13 protein-coding genes, 4 pseudogenes and 1 other annotated feature are annotated in these 18,993 nt (G+C 61.4%); of the genes and pseudogenes, 12 read left to right on the top strand and 5 right to left on the bottom strand.

All coding sequences use genetic code 11. The features are described 5' to 3' along the window. Positions 1-8 precede the first annotated feature (8 nt). Positions 9-884: an N-formylglutamate amidohydrolase gene (locus ABIE33_RS30135; RefSeq protein ID WP_429131858.1), complete on the top strand. Its 876-nt coding sequence runs from the start codon at positions 9-11 to the stop codon at positions 882-884. Between the two features lie 26 nt (positions 885-910). After that, positions 911-1,768: an alpha/beta hydrolase gene (locus ABIE33_RS30130; protein WP_429131857.1), complete on the top strand. Its 858-nt coding sequence runs from the start codon at positions 911-913 to the stop codon at positions 1,766-1,768. 6 nt (positions 1,769-1,774) lie between these two features. On the opposite strand, the gene ABIE33_RS30125 is transcribed toward ABIE33_RS30130, so the two are convergent. Together ABIE33_RS30125 and ABIE33_RS30120 are read right to left on the bottom strand one after the other, a co-directional pair. Further along, a complete protein-coding gene (locus tag ABIE33_RS30125) occupies positions 1,775-2,692 on the bottom strand; it encodes a sucrase ferredoxin (protein WP_429131855.1) in 918 nt (305 codons plus the stop codon). Positions 2,693-2,703: 11 nt separating this feature from the next. Then, positions 2,704-3,615, bottom strand: a complete 912-nt coding sequence (locus ABIE33_RS30120) for a GntR family transcriptional regulator (RefSeq protein ID WP_429131854.1) — start codon at positions 3,613-3,615, stop codon at positions 2,704-2,706. Positions 3,616-3,955: 340 nt separating this feature from the next. On the opposite strand from ABIE33_RS30120, the pseudogene ABIE33_RS30115 reads away from it, so the two are divergent. Next, positions 3,956-4,219: pseudogene (locus ABIE33_RS30115) on the top strand (ISL3 family transposase); the annotation flags it as partial. 155 nt (positions 4,220-4,374) lie between these two features. On the opposite strand, the pseudogene ABIE33_RS30110 reads toward ABIE33_RS30115, so the two are convergent. Then, a pseudogene (locus ABIE33_RS30110) lies at positions 4,375-5,135 on the bottom strand (NAD(P)-dependent oxidoreductase); the annotation flags it as partial. Positions 5,136-5,565: 430 nt separating this feature from the next. On the opposite strand from ABIE33_RS30110, the gene ABIE33_RS30105 reads away from it, so the two are divergent. The 3 genes and pseudogenes from ABIE33_RS30105 (at position 5,566) to ABIE33_RS30095 (ending at position 8,964) form a co-directional block, all read left to right on the top strand. Continuing rightward, positions 5,566-5,694, top strand: coding sequence for a hypothetical protein (locus ABIE33_RS30105; protein WP_429131852.1), 129 nt, complete (start codon positions 5,566-5,568; stop codon positions 5,692-5,694). A gap of 84 nt (positions 5,695-5,778) precedes the next feature. After that, positions 5,779-5,834 (top strand) — a sequence feature (sul1 is cis-regulatory element that is thought to sense ions involved in sulfur or methionine metabolism; They are found in Alphaproteobacteria). 71 nt (positions 5,835-5,905) lie between these two features. After that, positions 5,906-7,389: pseudogene (locus tag ABIE33_RS30100) on the top strand (SulP family inorganic anion transporter). A 942-nt stretch (positions 7,390-8,331) separates the two neighbouring features. Then, positions 8,332-8,964 (top strand): response regulator transcription factor, encoded by a 633-nt coding sequence (locus ABIE33_RS30095; protein WP_429131850.1) that lies wholly within the window; start codon positions 8,332-8,334, stop codon positions 8,962-8,964. 62 nt (positions 8,965-9,026) lie between these two features. On the opposite strand, the gene ABIE33_RS30090 is transcribed toward ABIE33_RS30095, so the two are convergent. Then, positions 9,027-9,662 carry a response regulator transcription factor gene (locus tag ABIE33_RS30090; RefSeq protein ID WP_429131900.1) on the bottom strand — a complete coding sequence of 212 codons (636 nt, stop codon included), beginning with the start codon at positions 9,660-9,662 and terminating at the stop codon, positions 9,027-9,029. A gap of 633 nt (positions 9,663-10,295) precedes the next feature. Continuing rightward, positions 10,296-11,891, bottom strand: a complete 1,596-nt coding sequence (locus tag ABIE33_RS30085) for a winged helix-turn-helix domain-containing tetratricopeptide repeat protein (protein WP_429131848.1) — start codon at positions 11,889-11,891, stop codon at positions 10,296-10,298. A gap of 231 nt (positions 11,892-12,122) precedes the next feature. Here ABIE33_RS30085 and ABIE33_RS30080 point away from each other — a divergent pair, with 231 nt between their 5' ends. The 6 genes and pseudogenes from ABIE33_RS30080 (at position 12,123) to ABIE33_RS30055 (ending at position 18,918) form a co-directional block, all read left to right on the top strand. Then, positions 12,123-12,875: an SDR family oxidoreductase gene (locus tag ABIE33_RS30080; protein ID WP_429131846.1), complete on the top strand. Its 753-nt coding sequence runs from the start codon at positions 12,123-12,125 to the stop codon at positions 12,873-12,875. A 111-nt stretch (positions 12,876-12,986) separates the two neighbouring features. Next, complete coding sequence (locus ABIE33_RS30075) at positions 12,987-14,081, top strand: HlyD family secretion protein (protein ID WP_429131844.1); 1,095 nt, start codon at positions 12,987-12,989, stop codon at positions 14,079-14,081. Next, positions 14,078-15,679: a DHA2 family efflux MFS transporter permease subunit gene (locus tag ABIE33_RS30070; protein ID WP_429131842.1), complete on the top strand. Its 1,602-nt coding sequence runs from the start codon at positions 14,078-14,080 to the stop codon at positions 15,677-15,679. The genes ABIE33_RS30075 and ABIE33_RS30070 overlap by 4 nt, the downstream gene beginning before the upstream one ends. A gap of 139 nt (positions 15,680-15,818) precedes the next feature. Continuing rightward, the gene (locus ABIE33_RS30065; protein WP_429131841.1) at positions 15,819-16,784 is read left to right on the top strand and encodes an MBL fold metallo-hydrolase; all 966 of its coding nucleotides are present in this window, start codon (positions 15,819-15,821) and stop codon (positions 16,782-16,784) included. A 310-nt stretch (positions 16,785-17,094) separates the two neighbouring features. Further along, the gene (locus ABIE33_RS30060) at positions 17,095-17,460 is read left to right on the top strand and encodes a response regulator transcription factor (RefSeq protein WP_429131839.1); all 366 of its coding nucleotides are present in this window, start codon (positions 17,095-17,097) and stop codon (positions 17,458-17,460) included. A 154-nt stretch (positions 17,461-17,614) separates the two neighbouring features. Continuing rightward, positions 17,615-18,918: pseudogene (locus ABIE33_RS30055) on the top strand (mechanosensitive ion channel family protein). The last annotated feature ends 75 nt before the right edge of the window (positions 18,919-18,993 follow it).

Here is an 18,993-nt window from a genome sequence, read left to right as displayed (position 1 = left end):
AATGGATCATGTCGATGCTCGATGAATTTCAGGATTTGACGCTTGCAGGGGTGCTGTCGGTGATCGCGCCGCGCACGCCATTGGTGCCGATGGTGTTCGACAGTCCCCATAGCGGGTTGGACTTGCCCGCCGATTTCAAGCCTGCCGTTTCGGCGGAGCGCGTGCGCGTTGCTGCGGACACGCATGTCGACGATCTGTTTGCGTCCGCATCGATGATCGGGGCCCCGCTGCTCAAAGCTCATTTTCCGCGCAGTTTCCTTGATGTGAACCGCTCGCTGCTCGACATGGATACCGAGATCGTCAGCGGAAAATGGCCCCACCCCGTGCGCGCCAGCCCGACCGCGAAACGCGGCATGGGCCTGATGTGGCGTTTCGCCTGGGGTGATGAGCCGATGTATGCCGAGCCGATCTCCGTGCGCGAAGCGGAAGACCGCATTCGCCACTACTGGCAGCCCTACCACCAGCAACTGGCAGCGCTGCTCAACGGGGTCTATGCCCGCTTCGGGCGGGTCTATCACATCAACTGCCATTCGATGACTGCGACTGGCCACGCGATATCCTCGGATCCGGCAGGCACGGCGCGCGCCGATATCTGCCTTGGCGACATGCACGGAACCGCAGCCTCTCGGGAGTTCGTCGCACTGATCGCCGAAACCCTGGCGGGTGAGGGGCTCGAGGTGGCGCTCAACAGGCCGTTCCGCGGCGCCGAACTGGTCACCGCCTACTCGAACCCGGCGCACAATCGCCACAGCGTTCAGTTCGAGATCAACCGCAGGCTTTACATGGATGAGACCACGCGCGAACGCACGGAGGGTTATGCCGGCCTGAAGCAGGTTCTCGCGCGAATGAACAGAAGACTTGCCGACTATGCGGTCGCGCAGTGACGAACGAACACGACGGAGGATTGATCGTGCCGAAAGATGAGAAGGCAGAACAGTTGAACTTTTACCGGCGGGGCCGCACGCCGATCTTTGCATCGCGGATGGACCAGCGCTTTTCCTGGTGTTGCTACATTCCCTCGGGATACGATCCGAGCGCCGAGCAAGTCCATCCGCTGGCCGTTCTCGTCCATGGCAGCCTGCGCGACGCCGACATCCTGCGCGACGAGTTTATCGATTTTTCCGAGAACCATCAGTGCGTGCTGCTGGCGCCTCTTTTTCCGGCTGCGATCAACGACTCGGAAGACCTGCACAATTACAAGCACATCATCTACAACGGCATCCGCTATGACCTGATCCTGCTGGACATGATCGAAGAGCTTGCGGCACGCTACCGGGTGGCGAAAGACAAGGTGCTGATGCACGGTTTTTCAGGCGGGGCGCAATTTGCCCATCGTTTTTTCTATCTCCACCCCGACCGTCTTCGCGCCGTCTCTGTTGGCGCGCCGGGTACCGTCACGCTTCCGGATGATCGGACGACGTGGTGGGTCGGCGTCAAGGGAATGGAAGAGCTCTTTGACCGGCCGTTCGATGTGGAAGGCATGCGCCGTGTGGCCGTGCAGCTCGTCATCGGTGACCAGGATATCGAAACCTGGGACGTGACGGTGGGGCCGCAATCTCCCTTCTGGCTCGAAGGCATCAACGATAGCGGGGCAACACGGGTGGAACGCCTGCGAACCCTGGAAAAGGGTCTGTTGGCGATCGGCGTCGAGGCGCGTTTCGATACTGTACCCGGCATGAGCCATGATGGAACCGGCATACAGGGGCCGGTCAAGGCATTCTTCTCCGAGGTTCTCGCCTCGGTGCCCGACGGCGGCATTTCGAAATAGGCACCTCTATTCGGCGTTATCAGGGAGAAGGCGCGGGCTTGTTTCGTCCGCGGAGGCATCCACCGACATGGTAACCCAGCGTCTGATGCGCGCTGGGCTGCCATACGTGTCGAGTGTTGCGCATCGCGTGTTCACCTCGAACACCACGTTTTCCGCGCGTACGCGCATATGGTGTCCCGCGATGGTCGCACCGCAGTCGAACACGATGGCTTCTGGTATGTTCGGGGTCTCATCCTCGAGCACAACATCACCTGAAAATCCGTGCCGCGCGGCCCAGAGAAGTACCGCGTGCTCGACAACCTGACGAGGGGCGTCGTGGGCCGGATTACCCCGATAGGCGGGCAAGAAAGGCACTCCATCGCGAAGGCAGGTGAGAAAATCGGTTATCTGCGTGGGCTCAAGCCTGCCGTAGCGCGCGCGTTGCGGCAGAACGACGACCGATGCGGCGAAGCGGCAGCCGCCAAGATGCGTGGACTGCAAGATACGGAACTGCGCGGGATCGGCCCGGGTGCGCAATTCCTTCCACATGGCAAAGCCATATCGCGCGCAGCACGGATCCTGCTTGCCGTCCGTGCAGCAGACCACGACGATGCGCGGGTCCGGCTCCCCATCGAGCGAGCCGCCATCGGCCAGCTGCGACAGCAGATCGCTCGCCTCATGCGGAGTAACCTGCCTACGGATAAGGCCATCATGAGAAAAGGCGATTTCGTCACCGTCGACAAGGGCGACGTGAATGCCGGCCGCATTCGCGGTCAGAATGGCGTTGCCGAGGTCGTCCGGCATCAGGTGCGATTGTGTTCTGGGAACGCGCCAGTGCTTCCTTGGCCAGTGCAGGAGGACATAACGCTTCGGGGCGGCGCCCATGCCGGCCAACGGTTCGACTCGGTCGATGCAGAGATTGCGGCAGAAGGTGCGTGGTTCCATACTCCTTCCCCTCAGTCTCCGCGTTTTTCGGCGTGGCTCTCGGATCCGGCCCAGGAACGGCTGAGATGACGGAACAGGATTGCCGAGGCGAGCTTTCGGTCGTCGGCCTTGATCGCGTCGAGAATGGCTAGGTGATCGCGTGCCGCCTTGCGCACGCCCGCCTCGCTTAATTCGGCAAATTCCGCATATTCGGTCATCCGACGCAGGCTGTTTTGCCGCCGGATCGCTTGGACGAGAAACCGGTTGTGCGACCATGAGACGACCGTTTCATGAAACTGCGCATTGGCTTCGAACCACGCCGAGCCCTCGATCGAGGGGAGCGGCGCATTGAGAAGTGCGCGCTGTGCCTCCTCCAAGGCCGCAAGCTCCTCGAGATCGGCGCGGAACGTGTCTTCCGTGACTGCGCCGCATTCGATGATTGTTCGGAAGGCATAACTTTCGTTCACGGCCTGCCGGTTGTCGAGGCATTCGGCAAAGCGCCATCCGTGCCCGTCGCGCCGTTCGGCAAGGCCTTCCGCAGACAGCCGCGCCAACGTGCGGCGTATGACACCGCGGGAGGTGTTGAAATGCTCCAGAAGCTCGCTCTCCGACGCCTCGCTTCCGATCTGGCCGTTTGCGCGGGCGTGCATGATGCGCTTGTACAGCGAGTCTACCTCTGACGGCGGCACGAGTTCATCGATGTTTTCTTCCGGTGCGGGCCGACGGATCAGCGTGAAACCCCGGTTTTCCGTTTGTGCGATGATGCCCTTTTCGGCGAAAAACTGCATCACCTGACGGACAGGTGTGCGCGAGATTCCGAACTCGCGCGCAAGGGCCGCGTCGGAGATCTTCTCACCGACCGACCATCGCCCGGCATGAATGATCGGCATGAGCTTGCGAGCGACTTCGACCTGTAAGGAACTGAGATTACTGGTATCAAGCATCTAACATTGACGTCCGCTATTTCGAAGGGACAGATTCTGTCCCACCAGATCGGATTTTTGCATTATATACTCCAATAAAACAAATAAATCTGCGTCGGCAATCAAAAAAATGTGCTTCCGGGATTGCTATTCGCGAAACGGTGGAGCCGGCCCTCAACTGCTGTGCATTTAAACGGGGTCTTCCTCATTTTGTGTGGTTTACTCAGCGTTAGACATGATGCCGCTATGGCCGGGCACGCAAAGGAAAACGAAATGGTCGCCGGCCCAGGGGCAAAAAGTCCTGGGTGTCCGGCTCGACCGCTGATGACAGGTGGGTGTTTCCGCTACCGGACCAAGGTTCGGCATTTTTCCTGGCCAGTACTTGATGCGACGGCTCGGCATGGCTGTCAGCGACGACACGATCCTGCGGCAGCTGAAGCGGGATGCCGCGCTCGCGCGTTGCGACGCCACGATCCGGATCGTTGGCATAGATGACTGGAATTGGCGGCGATACTGGCGCTACGGCACGGCGATCGTCGACCTGGAGCGCCGTTCGGTTGTCGATATCCTTGACGACCGGAGCGTGACTAGTGCCGCGCAATGGCTGGAGCGGCACCAGCCGATCAACGCCGAGCGCGTTGAGGTTGGTTTGGCCTTCCGCCCGGTAGTGCGTGACGCCTCGGAGCCCTGTTTCTAGCATCGACCCTTCTCCCCGGGCTGATCGGGCTGTCCTTGAGCGACCGCTCCGAGCGGCGCCAGCTAGCGAGAAGCCGGCCGAGATTCGAGATACTTCGCAAGCGCTTCAAGATCCGCCACCGTGCCGCGGGAATTGTTGATGAAAAAGGCTCCCCTCTTCATCCTGCGCAGTTCGGCCTCGGTTATCATGTTTTGAGTCGAACTTGTTTCAGGAACATGCATCGTTACGAAATCTGAAATTTCAAGCAGTTCACCGAGTGACGCCATGGATTCTGAATTGCCGTGGCGAAGCTTGTCTGAAGGATCAAAATAGCGAACGTCCCCATGCTTTCCGCAAGTACGCTAAGCTGCGAGCCGATATTGCCGTAGCCTACGATTCCGAGCGTTTTCCCACGCACTTCACGGCTGCCGTCAGCGGATTTTTCCCATCCTCCTTCATGGGCAGAAGCCGAACGCGGAAGGATTCTCATTGTCAGCATGATGATCTCACCGATCACAAGCTCGGCGACCGAGCGTGTATTGGAGTAGGGTGCGTTGAATACGGGGATCCCACGTCTGCGGGCTGCATCCAGGTCGACCTGATTTGTCCCGACAGAAAAACATCGAACGGCCATAAGCTTATTGGCGGAACTGAAAATCTCATCTGTCAGGTGGGTACGCGAACGAATGCCGACTATATGCGCCTCGGCTATCAGACTTTTGAGATCCTTGTCATTCAGCGCTTTCGCCAGATGGGTCAGATTGACGTAACCTGAAGATAAAAAGTAATCCACAGCGCTCTGACTGATGCCTTCCAGCAGAAGTACGGAAATGCGATCGCGTGAAAGAGAGAAAGTTCTGGTCATCGGATTGCTTTTGATCCTCGAATTGGATTCGGCCGAGGCCGTTGCACGGCCATAAGGGCCCTCAAAATCCGGAAAAAGATCTAGCGACTACTTCCTGGGTAGCGCAAGAACATACTCAACTCCGGTAACGGACCTATAAGGCAAACGCAGAAGCGGTCGTGCGCAAAACCGGACCGCTCCGAGCGAGCGCGCGGCGTGACCAGGGATTGTGCAGGTGAGGCTTTGCCGACCCCCCTAATTCAGAGGGGTAAGAAGCCTTGCTTCGTACTCAATGCGTTTTCACACCGTTCTTTGCGTATTAGCGTCAGAACATTACCGTATTGCTCAACTTTGACGTTCAGAAGCTGACAAAGGTACTGGCTTCCACGCAAACAAGCTGGATTAAGATGAATGAAGATGACAGGGAAGAGGGGCGGGGCTTTTCGCCGAGATGCTGCGCGACTTGCCCGATCTCGAACGGCTGGAGGACGCGGGGCTGCTCAGTTGCGAGATCATGGTGGTTGACCCGCTGTTAGGTTCGGCCGATGACGTCCAGGTGGACGCCGATGCCGCGTCTTGAGCCGACTACGCATTGCGGAAACGACGGCGTCACTGCGATGCCAAGTTGCGTCGCGCCAATGTTTGGGTTAGCAGAACACATCCACATGGACCCGGTGAAACTCCGGGTGGCTCTTCTGGCCGCCGATCCGCCAGACAACACAGCAACGCAACCTCTGTACCCACAGGACCGTGTCCCCTCGGCCCGTTGCATTCAACTGTGAAATTTTCCCATGCGAGCTTTTTCAAACTACCGCCAGGAGTGGTTCTCCAACATCCGTGGCGACATCCTTTCTGGCATCGTCGTCGCCCTCGCCCTCATTCCGGAAGCCATCGGCTTCTCGGTAATCGCCGGCGTGGACCCCAAGGTCGGCCTCTACGCTTCCTTTGCCATCGCCTGCGTCGCTGCCATCACCGGCGGCCGTCCCGGCATGATTTCGGCGGCAACGGCTGCAACGGCCGTGGTGATGGTCACCCTCGTCAAGGAACATGGGCTTCAATATCTCTTTGCCGCCACGATCCTGATGGGCATCATCCAGATTGCAGCCGGCATTCTGAAGCTCGGCCGGGTGATGCGCTTCGTGTCCCGTTCGGTCATCACCGGCTTCGTCAACGCACTGGCGATCCTCATCTTCATGGCCCAGCTGCCGGAGCTCATCGGCGTGCCCGTAGAGACCTACTTCATGATCGCCGCCGGACTGGCGATCATCTATCTCTTCCCCTTCGTCACGAGGGCGGTGCCCTCGCCGCTCATTTCGATCATCGTGCTCACGCTCATCGTCCGGTGGACGGGCATGGACCTGCGCACTGTTGGCGACCTTGGTGAACTTCCCTCGTCGCTGCCCGTCTTCACGCTGCCGCTCGTGCCGCTCACCTTCGAAACCCTTCAGATCATCCTGCCCTATTCGGTGACGCTTGCAGCCGTGGGCCTTCTCGAATCCCTGCTGACTGCGCAGATCGTCGACGACATGACGGATACGCCGAGCAACAAGAGCCAGGAATGTATCGGCCAAGGCGCGGGCAATATCGCCTCTGCTTTCATCGGCGGTATGGCGGCTGCGCCATGATCGGCCAGTCCGTCATCAATGTCACGTCAGGCGGCCACGGTCGGCTATCGACGTTCGTTGCAGGAGCTTTCCTTTTGTTCCTGATTGTCGTTCTCAACGATCTCGTCCGCATCATTCCCATGGCGGCACTGGTCGCGGTGATGATCATGGTTTCGATCGGCACTTTCTCTTGGCGTTCGATCCTCGACCTTAGGCGCAATCCGTTGCCCTCGTCCGTCGTCATGCTGGCAACCGTCGCAACCGTCGTCGCGACGCATGATCTCGCCAAGGGCGTCGTGACCGGCGTGCTTCTCTCCGGCATCTTTTTCGCCGGCAAGGTCGCAAAGCTCTTCAGCGTGACGAAACGGGAGGAGACCGCCGGAGCCACGACCTACGTCGTAAAGGGCCAGATCTTTTTCGCCTCTGCCGAAAGCTTCGTGCAGGCGTTTGACTACTCGCACGCGGCCAAGAAAGTGGTGATCGATCTGAACGTGGCACACCTGTGGGACATCACCGCCGTTGGCGCGCTCGACAAGGTGGTGATCAAGTTCCGCCGTCTCGGCGTCGAGGTCGAAGTGCTCGGCTTCAACGAAGCCAGCGCCGACATGGTCGACCGCTTCGCCCTTTACGACAAGGAAGAGCGGCGGGCCGCAAGCGCCTCGCTGCATTGAACCCTGTGGGCTGCCGGCTATTACGGCGCCCACATGCGGAAGTGCCTGCGCACATGTGTCGGGTGGGTTGCCTTGTCGCCAGATCGGCCCATACTGTCTACATCGCTGGAAAGTAACAACTGCTTCAGCGGGTGGACGATCATCCGCGCTTTCGCCCCAGTGCAGGAGGTCGCGATGTATCTCGCGATACGTCCAAGGACGCTTCTTCTCCACGAATTTGAACCGGGTCGAACGGATCTTCAAAGATATCTTGCGCGAGGGTGGATTGACACGGCAGTGTGGCGCGGCTGAAGCAATCGCAAAACCCTGATGCAGCTTTGTCTTAGCGGCGTCCGCGAGGGTGTCGCTCTCAAATGCCTGACACATCTGGATGTGCCGGTCGCGACCCGGCCATGGCAAGAAGCGAGTTCGCTCATCGAGGAGGTTACCATGGTGGATATTTCCCGCCAGGAGGGCGTCCAGATCAGCCCCGACGATCCCGATATGCACGACGAAGTTAGGGCATGGGGATGGGACTGGTCATCTGCCGCACGATCGTGGAGGCTCACGGGGGACATCTTTTCGCCAGACAGAACGACCCGCATGGAAGCATATTCGTTTTCGCCCTGCCGTTTGAGCCGGCGTCGCGCGTCCGAAAGGCTGGAGTGAAGGGGTCGGTCAACGAGATCGAGGGCTTGCCGCGTTGCGTTTCCAGCCACGGGCAGAACCTGTGGGTCCGCAGGCGATCTGGCCCTCGTTTTCGCCAGACGCCGTGTCCGAAGAGGGCGCGGGGTGAACTTTACCATGGTATAGGTTTGCGTGACGGTTTGCTGAGCTTTGTCGGCCGAGCCCTGATGGCCGTCGGCTCGGTGTCGAAGGCAAGGCCGTCACACCGGGCTGAGGGAAAAGCGGTTGGCCGTGCGTCCCGCCCGCCGTGTGAAATCGGAAGAATCAGGAAGCGCAATGCGGAAGCAACCTGACATCGCGGTCGACCTCGATCCGGTCATCTATGTCGTCGATGACGACCCGGCGCTTCGTGACGCGTTGCTGGACCTCTTTGCCGCGACCAACAGGCGAGCGGCCGCCTTTGCCAGCGGCAAGGCGTTCCTGGAAAGGGCTGATACCGATGCGGCGGGATGCATTCTCGTCGACTTCAGAATGCCGGGGCTGAACGGACTGGACCTTCAGGATCAGTTGGCGACCATGGGCAGCCATCTTCCGGTGATTTTCCTGACGGCCTTCGCCGACGTGCCGACCAGCGTGCGTGCAATGAAAGCCGGTGCCGCCGATTTCATAACAAAGCCATTCGACAGCGGGCTCCTTCTTGAGGCGATCGACAACGCCATCGAGCTCAACCGCAAGCAACGCAACGAAGCCGTGGAAAAAGACCGCATAGACGGACTGATGGCGTCGCTCACGCCGCGCGAAACCGAAGTACTGCAGGCTGTCGTCCGTGGGCTGATGAACAAGCAGATCGCCTTCGAGCTGGGGATCAGCGAGATGACGGTCAAGCTGCACCGCATGAGCCTCATGCGCAAGATGCAGGTCAGATCGTTGGCGGAGCTGGTCCGCACAGTCGAGCACGCACGACGCTGAAGGCGCGTCGAGCGGCCGGAGAGCGGGAATTTTTTGGCGCGCTCTTGGCCGCCGGCAGGCAGTTACTGGAGGAGTTCGGCTTTCTTGACCAGGTCCGCGAGCGAGCGCGCCTGCATCTTCCTCATGGCACTGCCACGATGGAGCTTGACCATGATTTCGCTGATCCCGAGCTCGTAGGCGATCTGTTTGTTCATCAGGCCGTCCGTGACGAACGCCATCACCTGGCGCTCCCGGGGCGTGAGACTTGCCGCGCATTCCGCGACAGATCTGCGCCTGGACGCCAGCTGGCGTTGCTCTCGCCCCCGCGTGATGGCGGCGTTGACGGCAACGAGCAGATCGTCGGTGCAGAATGGCTTCAACAGGAAATCGACCGCCCCGGCTTTCATGGCCGAAACACTCGTCGAAACATCGCCATGACCGGTCATGAACACGATCGGGACCTCAGTGCCCGCCGCTGACAGCTTTCTTTGGAACTCAATGCCGCTGACACCGGGCAGTTGCACATCCAGAAGAAGGCATCCGGTCCTTTCCGGGTCAGCACGGCGATTGAAGTCGTTCGTATCCTCGAAGGCGTCCGATTCGATGCCGACCGACTGGAAGAAATCGACCAGTGACGCCCGCAATTGCTCATCGTCGTCGATGATGCAGACCAGCGCGTCGGTGGGGTCTCGCATATCGGTTGTGTGATACTCCGACATCGTCTCTTCCTCCAGGTCGACCTGCCAATCCATTGGCGCTCCGATTCTACAGGATGAAGAGAGCCTGGCTATAGAACCAACGTTTGCTCTGCGCGGTTCGATCGGCGCTGCGTCTGTCGGTGTTTGCGCCATGGCGCCGTGCCCGACGCAGCACGGACCAAACGACCGTATAGTTCCGGCGACTGGTTCAATCGCCTAGCCTGCCTGCAAACATGCATCGGCGGCGATGTGGATCTATCCATCACATCGCGCTCGGGACGACGGCAGGCGGATTGCACTCCATGACATCCACTGAGATAAGCTTGATTGCTCCGGAAGCGCGACCGTTGTTCGACGTGTCCGAATACTGCAGACGAACGGGCATCTGCGAAGTGGAAGAGCGAAGGCTGCTTTTGCTCCTTGGGCGGCATGCCTCCTGCCACGAGCTTCAAATGAACGTCGTCGGGCGTCGATCGCGTGCGCGCTAGCCAAAAGCCGAAAGGACGCGCCGCCAAACCCTGCTGCGATCGACGGACCGACAGGTCCGGCACGATTGCGCTCGATGTGCCGGGCGATGTCATGGACCGCTCTGGCCACGTATCGCTGGCGCGGACCCAGGTTCGCTCTAGCCATGCCGATTGCTCGGGACCGCCGTCACTCCGGCAACCCTGCCAGACGTAATCCTTCCGCAAACCGCGCCAAGTCGTCCGGCCGATGGATCGGCAGCCAATCCCTGAGATTTGAAACGCGCAACGCCGGATCCAGCGACCGCAGTCGCTGCATGTAGCGGCCTGCCTCTTCGGAGCGGCCCGCAAGCGCGTGGCTCGCCGCAGCCACTGCGACCGCCGGCAGTAGGCTGGGAAGATTTGCCAGTGCCTTTTCGGCCCAGACCTGCGCGTCGTCGTAATGCCCGGAAAAGAAATGGGCGATGGCTGTTCCGATCTGCATTCGGAACATCTCCGGATCGAGCGGGCTCAGGCGGACGGCATGGGTGAGGTCCTTGATCGCGTTGTCCGCCTCGCCGCGGAAGACCCGCAACACGCCGCCCAGAAACCACGCAAGCGCGAAGTTGGGATTGAGGAGTCGCGCCCTGTCGATCAAAGCAATGCCGCCATCGAGGTCGTCGGCGAGATGGCCGAGTGCATGGCCGCCTCGCGTCAGGGCTACGGCGTCGTCCCGGCCAAGCTCCACAGCAAGCCGCGCCAGTCGCGCGCCTTCGGCGATCTCGGCCGTGCGGTCGACCATCCATCCGTTGAGCTTTCGCCAGAAGTAGCACCAGGCAGCGCCTGCATAGGCGGAGGCAAACTCCTGATCGAGCGCAATGGCCTTGTAGAACAGCGGCAGCGCTGCCTCGAGCGCCTCGCGGGTCCCGCTGTGCAGATTCGCCATGCCGCGAAGATAGTAGTCGTAGGCATCGAGGCTTTCGGTCGGCTTGCGCTTGGCGCGCTCGATCTCGATCCGTTCGAGTTGCGGCGAGATCGCGCCGACGACGCTTTCAGCGATGCTGTCCTGCAGCTCGAATAGGTTGTAGAACGCTCCTTCGAAACGCTCCGCCCAGAGATGCGCTCCGGTCGTGGCGTCGACGAGCTGGCCGGTGATGCGCACTTTCTTCCCGGATTTGCGCACGCTTCCTTCCAGGACATAGCGCACGCCAAGCTCGCGGCCCACCTCGCTCGCTTCCACGGCACGATCCTTGTAGGTGAAGCTGGAATTGCGCGCGATGACGAAGAGCCAGCGGAACCGTGACAGCGCGGTGATGATGTCCTCCACCACGCCGTCGGTAAAATACTCCTGCTCCGGATCGCCGCTGAGATTCTGGAAGGGCAAGACGGTTATGGAGGGCTTGTCGGGCAGGGGGAGCGCGGTCGGCGCCAAGCTTGCCTCGTCGGAACTGCCGACGGCAAGTCCCGGACCTTGCGAAAGGGTGCTGTTTCCAACATCGACAAGACAGACCTCGCCGACGAAGCGGAAGCCCTTACGAGCAACCGTGCGCACCATGCGCTGTTCTTCTCCGCTATCGCCGATGGCCTTGCGAACGGCGTTGATGTGGCTGGTGATCGTCGATTCCGAAACGATCCGGCCGCCCCAAATGGCGAGCAGCAGATCATCCTTGCCGACGACCCGGTCGCGATTCTCGATGAGATGGACCAACAGGTCGAAGACCTGCGGACCGACGGCGACAACCCGCCCGCTGAGGGTCAATTCCCGGCGTTCCGGATCGAGCAGATAGTCTGCGAACTTGAATTGCACCGTAAGCCCTCCTGGCCGGCTTTCCCCCGGCCGACGATACCCATCCGCGAATACCTACCACGCCATCGCGTCGTTGGAGCATCCTGCCACGATCACACAATCGCTTGGACAGACAATCAAGCTATCCTCAAGGGTAATTCAAGACAGACCCAAGGACTTCCCTGCAGCATGGGGGCACTCTCGGTGCGGATCGGCGGCAATAGTGCGGTCGAGAAAAAGCAGAGTGAACCCATGAAGATCGTCGTCATCGGAGGCACCGGCCTTATCGGATCGAAACTTGTAAAGAGCCTGCGCGAGCGCGGCCACGATGTGCTCGCCGCCGCGCCGAATACCGGCGTCAACACGATTACGCGCGAAGGCCTTGCCGCAGCGATGGATCGGACCGACGTCGTCGTCGATGTCGCCAACGCCCCGGTCTGGGAAGACAACGCTGTTCTCGAATTCTTCGAGACGTCGGGGCGCAACCTTCTGGCGGCGGAGGCTGCCGCCGGCGTGCGCCACCACATCGCGCTGTCAATCGTCGGCAGCGAACGGTTGCCCGATAACGGCTACTTCCGGGCGAAGGTCGCGCAGGAAAACCTCATCAAGGCATCCGGCATCCCCTATACCATCCTGCGGGCCACGCAGTTTTTCGAGTTCGTCGGCGGCATTGCGCAATCGGCAACGGTGGACGGAGAGATTCGCCTGTCGCCGGCGCTGTTCCAGCCCATCGCTTCCGACGACGTGGCAGTGGCTCTTGCCGATGTCGCGCTGGCGCCGCCGCACAACGCAACGATCGAAGTCGCCGGACCGGAGGCCATACCGCTTGACGAGGTGGTCAGGCATTTCCTGCGGGCGACAAAGGACGACCGGAAGGTCGTGCCGGACGTTCACGCACGCTATTTCGGCGCGCTGCTCGACGATCAATCTCTGACCCCTGGCAAGAGCCCCCGGCTCGGCGCCATTCGGTTCGATGATTGGGTCGGCCAACAGGTCGGGCACTGAAGTGGCAGACACCGGAACGCGGGCCGCGATCGCGCTTCGACAGGCGGCGCTGGGATCCTCCTTGCCGTGAGGTCGCTTTGCAGCCGCCGACATCTAACAGGGACTGGGACAATGGATACGCTTGAGGACAAGATTGCCACCGCTACAGGAACTGCCGCAGCCGGCGTCGCCCCGAAGCGATCCAGCAAGAGGAAAAAACTTGGCGCGCTGCTGTGCCTCGGTGCTGTCGTGGCCGTCGCCGGCGGCTGGGCCTGGGCCCGTCCGGGCGATGAGGCGTCGACAGACAACGCCTACGTCCGCGGCGATGTAACCTCGCTTGCACCGAAGGTTGCCGGGTACGTCGTGGCCGTCGAAGTGCGGGACAACCAGAGTGTTCGGGCGGGCGACGTGCTTTTCCGGATCGATAACAGGGACCATCGGGCCCGCCTTGCGCAGGCGGTGGCCAATGTCGAGGCCGCCAGGGCGCGACTTGTCAATGTCGATGCGGAGACCGAGCTTCAGCACGCCCTCATTCGTCAGGCCGAAGCCCAGAAACGATCGGCCGTTGCCGAGATGAACCTGGCCGCCAAGGCCTATGAACGGCGGCGCGAACTGATCCGCAGCAACACCATCAGCCAGGCGCATGTCGACGAAAGCGATGCGGCGCGATCGAGAACCGAGGCAAGCGTGTCGGCGGCCTCTGCGACGGTCGAGGCGCAGAAGCAGCGCATCGCCGTTCTCGCAGCACAACGGCAAGCCGCCGTCGCCGCCGTGGCACAGGCGGAAGCAGCGCGCGACCTTTCTCAGATCGATCTGGAGAGCACGGTCGTTCGCGCCCCGGTCGGTGGGGTTATAGGCAACCGTCAGGTTCGCGTCGGTCGCTTCGTTGCTCCGGGAACCGCCCTGCTCGATATCGTTCCGGTCGGCGACGTGTGGGTTGTTGCCAATTTCAAGGAAACGCAACTGGAGCAGATCCAGCCAGGACAGCGCGTCCGCATCAAGATCGACGGCTATCCGGACCAGGTCCTCGTGGGCACGGTCGACAGTTTTGCGCCGGGCAGCGGCTCGGCCTTCAGCCTGCTGCCCTCGGACAATGCGACCGGCAATTTCGTTCGTGTCGTCCAGCGGGTGCCGGTCAAAATCCGATTTGCCAGCAATCCATTGACCGGGCGCCTCGTGCCGGGTCTGTCCGCACGGGTCGACGTGGACCTCGGGAGCCGGCCATGACCACGTCCGTCACCACGGCGAGCACCCGCGAGGCGTCTGCGTCGGGCACGCTGCTTGTGGTCGGTATCGTGCTGGCGGCATTGACCGAGGCGATCGCCAGCACCGTTCTTTCGCTCGGACGCGGCGATATCATCGGCGATATCTATGCCACCCCGGACGAGTTTGCCTGGCTCGACGTCGGTTACACGGCGTTCAAGCTCATCGGCTTCATGGTTGCCGCTTCGATACTGGGCCGTGTGCGACCGCTCGGTCTCATCATCGCCTCGACGCTGATCATGGGACTTGCGTCCGGGATCGCCTCCGTGAACACATCGCTCGATCTGTTGATTGCCCTCAGGGTCGTGCAAGGCCTCGCTGGCGGCATCCTGCTTGTTGCAGGCCAGGCCACCATTTTCTTTGCCTTTCCCAGAGCGCATCAGCCCATTCTCCAGGCGCTGTTTGCAATGGGTGCCGTGGTCGCTCCCGCAACGCTTGCCCCGGCGCTTCAGGGGTGGCTGCTGGACAGCCAGTCGTGGACCTGGATCTTCTACTGCAATGTCATCCTGTCGCTCGCCGCCGGTGGACTTCTGTTGATGGTCGACGATCCGGCGCCGCACACGGCGCGGCCTCGTCCCTTTGATGGGATCGGCCTGCTACTGATCTCGGTCGCACTTTTCTGCTGCGCCTATGTCCTCAGCCAGGGAAGCCGCTGGGACTGGTTCGAAGAACCACGCATCTTCTGGCTCTCGGTTACGGGCGTGGCCTCGTTGCTCATGTTTCTGGGGCAGCAGGCGCTGCGCAAGGGCAATGGCCTCCTCGATCTCACCCTGTTCAGGTCGGAAGACTTCGCCTTCGCCTTCATCGTCAGTTTCGTCGCCGGGGCGGCCCTGTTCGGGAGCGCATTCCTGATCCCGTCCTTTGCCGTATCCGTTCTGGCGTTCACGCCGACGGAAGCGGGCCTGTTGCTCCTGCCGAGCGGCGCGCTCTTTGTCGGGGCGCTGCTCTTTGCCGCCTTTCTCATGCAGGTGCGTGGTATCGCTCCGTTCGCAACCGTGCCCTTCGGTATCCTCCTGATCATGGTCGCGATGTGGATGCTGTCGGGGTCGACCAGTGAAAGCGGCGCGGACGACATGATGGCTGCGATCCTCCTGCGTGGCCTTGGCCTTGGTTTCCTGTTTCTGTCGATCACGCTGATCGCCTTCAGCAATCTCAGCGGCCGAAACCTCGCGTCCGGCATCGGGCTTTTCAACACCGGGCGCCAGCTTGGCGGTCTGATCGGCGTTGCCGGCCTGCAGACGCTCATCGACCACAACGTGGCCGGCAATGTTGCGGTCCTCGGTTCCAGCATCAATGCGGGAGGCCAGGCCGTCATCGAACGTCTGACGAGCACCACGGCCATGCTGGCGGCGAGGGGCATGGATGCCGTTCCCGCCAGCCGCGCCGCGATCGCACTTCTGGGCCGCTCCGTGACCGGTCAGTCCGTCGTGATAGCGTTCGACACCGCATTCAACGCTGTGGCCCTTCTGTTTGTCGTCGCCGCACCCCTGCTGGTGGCAATCAAGGTCGGGTTTGCGCGCCGCGCGAAGGCGCGCCAGATGCATCCGCGCACGAATGCATGACGTCTGAGCGGGGTGACGATCGTTGGCCGCAAGCGACCGTCCTAAACCCAGGTATAGCTCGACCCTCGACGCTCCGCGACCTTAGAGTCCACCGCGTAACCGTGGCGACACGTCTCGATCAGGCAAACAGGAGGGTATCATGGCGCAGGCCGAAGCAAGATCCCATGCGATAGGTGAGCAGGATAAAGACACGACCTTTGACCCCACCCGCCGCGGCCGGGCGGCGCGCGACGAACTGGTTCCGTCGCGTTATGCGGTACGGGTCGGCGACATCGAGGTGCTGGTGATCAGCGACGGCGTGCTGCCGTTGCCGACCACGATGTTGGGACACAATGTGGAAGCGGCCGATCGGGCCTCCTGGCTCGACGACATGTTCCTGCCGCCGGATACGCTCGACTGGGCTTTGAACGTGGTCGTGGTGCGCAGCGGCGCCCAAACCATCCTCATCGACGCGGGGCTCGGCCTGGACCCGGATTTGAACCTGCCGCGCGCGGGTCAGCTGATCCGGCGGCTGGAGGCCGCGGGCGTCGATCTTGGCGCCGTGACCGATGTGGTCCTGACCCACATGCACATGGACCATATCGGCGGACTGCTCGTCGACGGCGTGAAGGAGCAACTGCGCCCGGACTTGCGGATCCACGTGGCAGCCGCCGAGATCAAATTCTGGGAAGCGCCGGATTTCACCCACGCCGTCATGCCGCAAGGGTTCCCGGATGCGCTGCGGGCCACGGCCAAGCGGTTCGCGAACGAGTACCGCAATCACCTGCAACCGTTCGACGATGAGTGTCAGGTGGCGCCGGGTGTGGTTGCCCAGCGCACCGGCGGTCATACGCCGGGACACTGCGTGGTCCGGGTGGCCTCGGGCGGCGACCGGCTGATGTTTGCCGGCGACGCCTTGTTCGCGGTCGCCTTCGACCACCCCGACTGGTACAACGGCTTCGAACACGACCCGGAGGAGGCAGCGCGCGTTCGGGTCCGTCTTTTGACCGAACTGGCGGCGACAGGATCGTCACTGGTGGCCACCCACCTGCCATTCCCGTCCGTAGGGCATGTGGCGGTCGAAGGCGACCGCTTCCGGTGGGTGCCGATCTTCTGGGATTACTGACCGCTGGTTCTGCCGAGCGATGGCGTCATGGAGGCCATCGCTTCGTCTTGTCCTTCGCGCGCCGAGCGTCCGCAAATACCGGAGTGCCGGTTCAAGGCGCCGGACCATACATATGGCGCCGAGGGCGGCCACGCCCTCGTCTCTTCCAACGCATTAAAGGCGATGCAAACGTTGGTATATCTTTTGGACGAATACAATCGTGATACGCTGGCGAAGGTAAGCTGAGAAGACGCCGCTCATTGTGCTTGTGCCGGCTTGAACGTGCGAGACGACCCCCGACACGGCCCCGTTTCAGAAGAGATTGCCACGGATGTCCGGATCTCGAGCGAAGACTGTCGCGATAATCGATGACGATCGCAATCTGCGGTTGGCGGTGCAGGATCTTTTGGAAACGGAAGGTATCGTCGGCGAAGTCTACGAGTCCGCTGAAGATTTCATCTCTCGGGAAGGCTATAGAACGGCCGACTGCGTTCTGAGCGATCTGCGTATGCCGGGCATGTCCGGGCTGGAGCTGCTTAAAGTCCTCAGGGCGCAAGGGCACCAACAGCCCGTATTGATCATGACATCCTACGCGGATGCCGAAGCCGAGACGGCAGCGTTGAAGGGCGGGGCATTGGAGTTTCTGAGCAAGCCGTTGAACAGCAACAGGCTGATCAGTTCCATCCGACGGCTGTAGCGCGATCCCGGTCGACGAGCGTTTTTGCCGCCAGGGGATTTGATCCGGTCGCGAACCTGCTTGGGGCCAGATCCGAAGATCGGGGCTCTCGCGTCCAATGCGCGCCACCCTGGCTTGAACGACGGAGCACGCACGGTTTCGCCGGAGACTGAATATGGACCAACAAACGCAACTTCTTCTCATGCTCGTCTGTATTCTTGGCGTCGCTGGAATCGTTGTCTGGCATCTTCAGGGCAGGCTGCGTCCGACGGCGCGGCTGGTGGTGCAGATTGCCTTCTTTGCGGCAATGACCGCGGCGCTCGCTTACAGCGGCATCAATCCGTTTCGCTTCGATCCGGCAAATCTCGGCAAGACACAAACGCTGTTCATGGCGGCCAAGACGCTGTGGTGGGTCCATCTTTCCTGGGCCGTGATCGGGTTCGTCAGGCTTTACCTGGTCCTCGACGGTCGACCGCGAGAAGCGCGATTGATCCAGGATCTCGTGGTGCCGTCGTCTATCTGCTTTCCATCCTGGCGTTCGTCTTCGGCGTGCCGATTGGCGGCTTGCTGGCGACTTCGGGCATCATCGCGATCATCCTCGGGCTCGCCTTGCAGAGCACGTTGAGCGATGTCTTCTCGGGAATAGCGCTGACCCTCGGTCGCCCCTACGTCCTTGGCGACTGGATCTGAGTGACGGAACTGAAGGTCGCGTCTCGATACGCGTGGCCCCGACCCGGATGCAAAGGGTGATCGTCGACGTGATGCATGCGGTCCTCGACAGTTGCAGTGCTATCGTGAAACAGCCGCCCCCGATTGTCGCAGTGGTGGGGATCGATGCGAGCGCCATCACGGTGGAGCTCCAGTTCCGGGTGACGAGCCGGGCCCAACGCGGGTTGGCGCGCAAACGGGGTGCAATTGGCCATGCCCGCCAACAGCCCGCTGGCGCTGGATTTCACCAGCTCCGATCCGCGTCGCTCAGGCGCGCCGGCACGGGACCTGATCGACGCGATCCCGATCTTCTCGAACCTGAGCCAGGAAGAACGCGACGCACTTGCCACCGCGGCGGCGCTACGCAGCTTTCCCGCGGGAACCGAAATTGTCGGAGAGGGCCGGCCGCTTGCCAGCCTGATGATCATCAAGAATGGCGTGGTAGCGATGAAGAGCGGCGAGGCGGAGATCGTGCGCTTGGCTCCCGGCGATTTCTTTGGTGAAGATGGCTTGCTTGCCGGAATTAAAGAGGAGCATGGCCTCCATGCGGTTACCCGTCTCGCTGTCTACGAGATCGGTCCTGACGCGTTTGCGCCGCTGTTGTCGAAGCGTCCGGAAATTGCGGAGGATCTGGCGGCCCACCTGGCGCAGCGTGAGGCGGCTGGAGAAAGCCCGCAATTGCCTGCGAACCAGAGTGAGCGGCGCAGACTGGATCTGCTTCATGCAATCCGTTCCATCTTTCGAGGCCCCCAGGAGAGCGCGAAGGGCTGACGCCCTTTTCACGCGGGCATTCTCGGTCAAGGCTGCCCCTCTCCGGACGGCAAACCTACGTATATCTGTCGCGTG

This window comes from Ensifer sp. 4252, from assembly GCF_050434565.1.
Lineage (GTDB): Bacteria > Pseudomonadota > Alphaproteobacteria > Rhizobiales > Rhizobiaceae > Ensifer.
The sequence above is the reverse complement of the archived record's forward strand: the minus strand, read 5'-3'. Positions and strand labels throughout refer to the sequence as shown.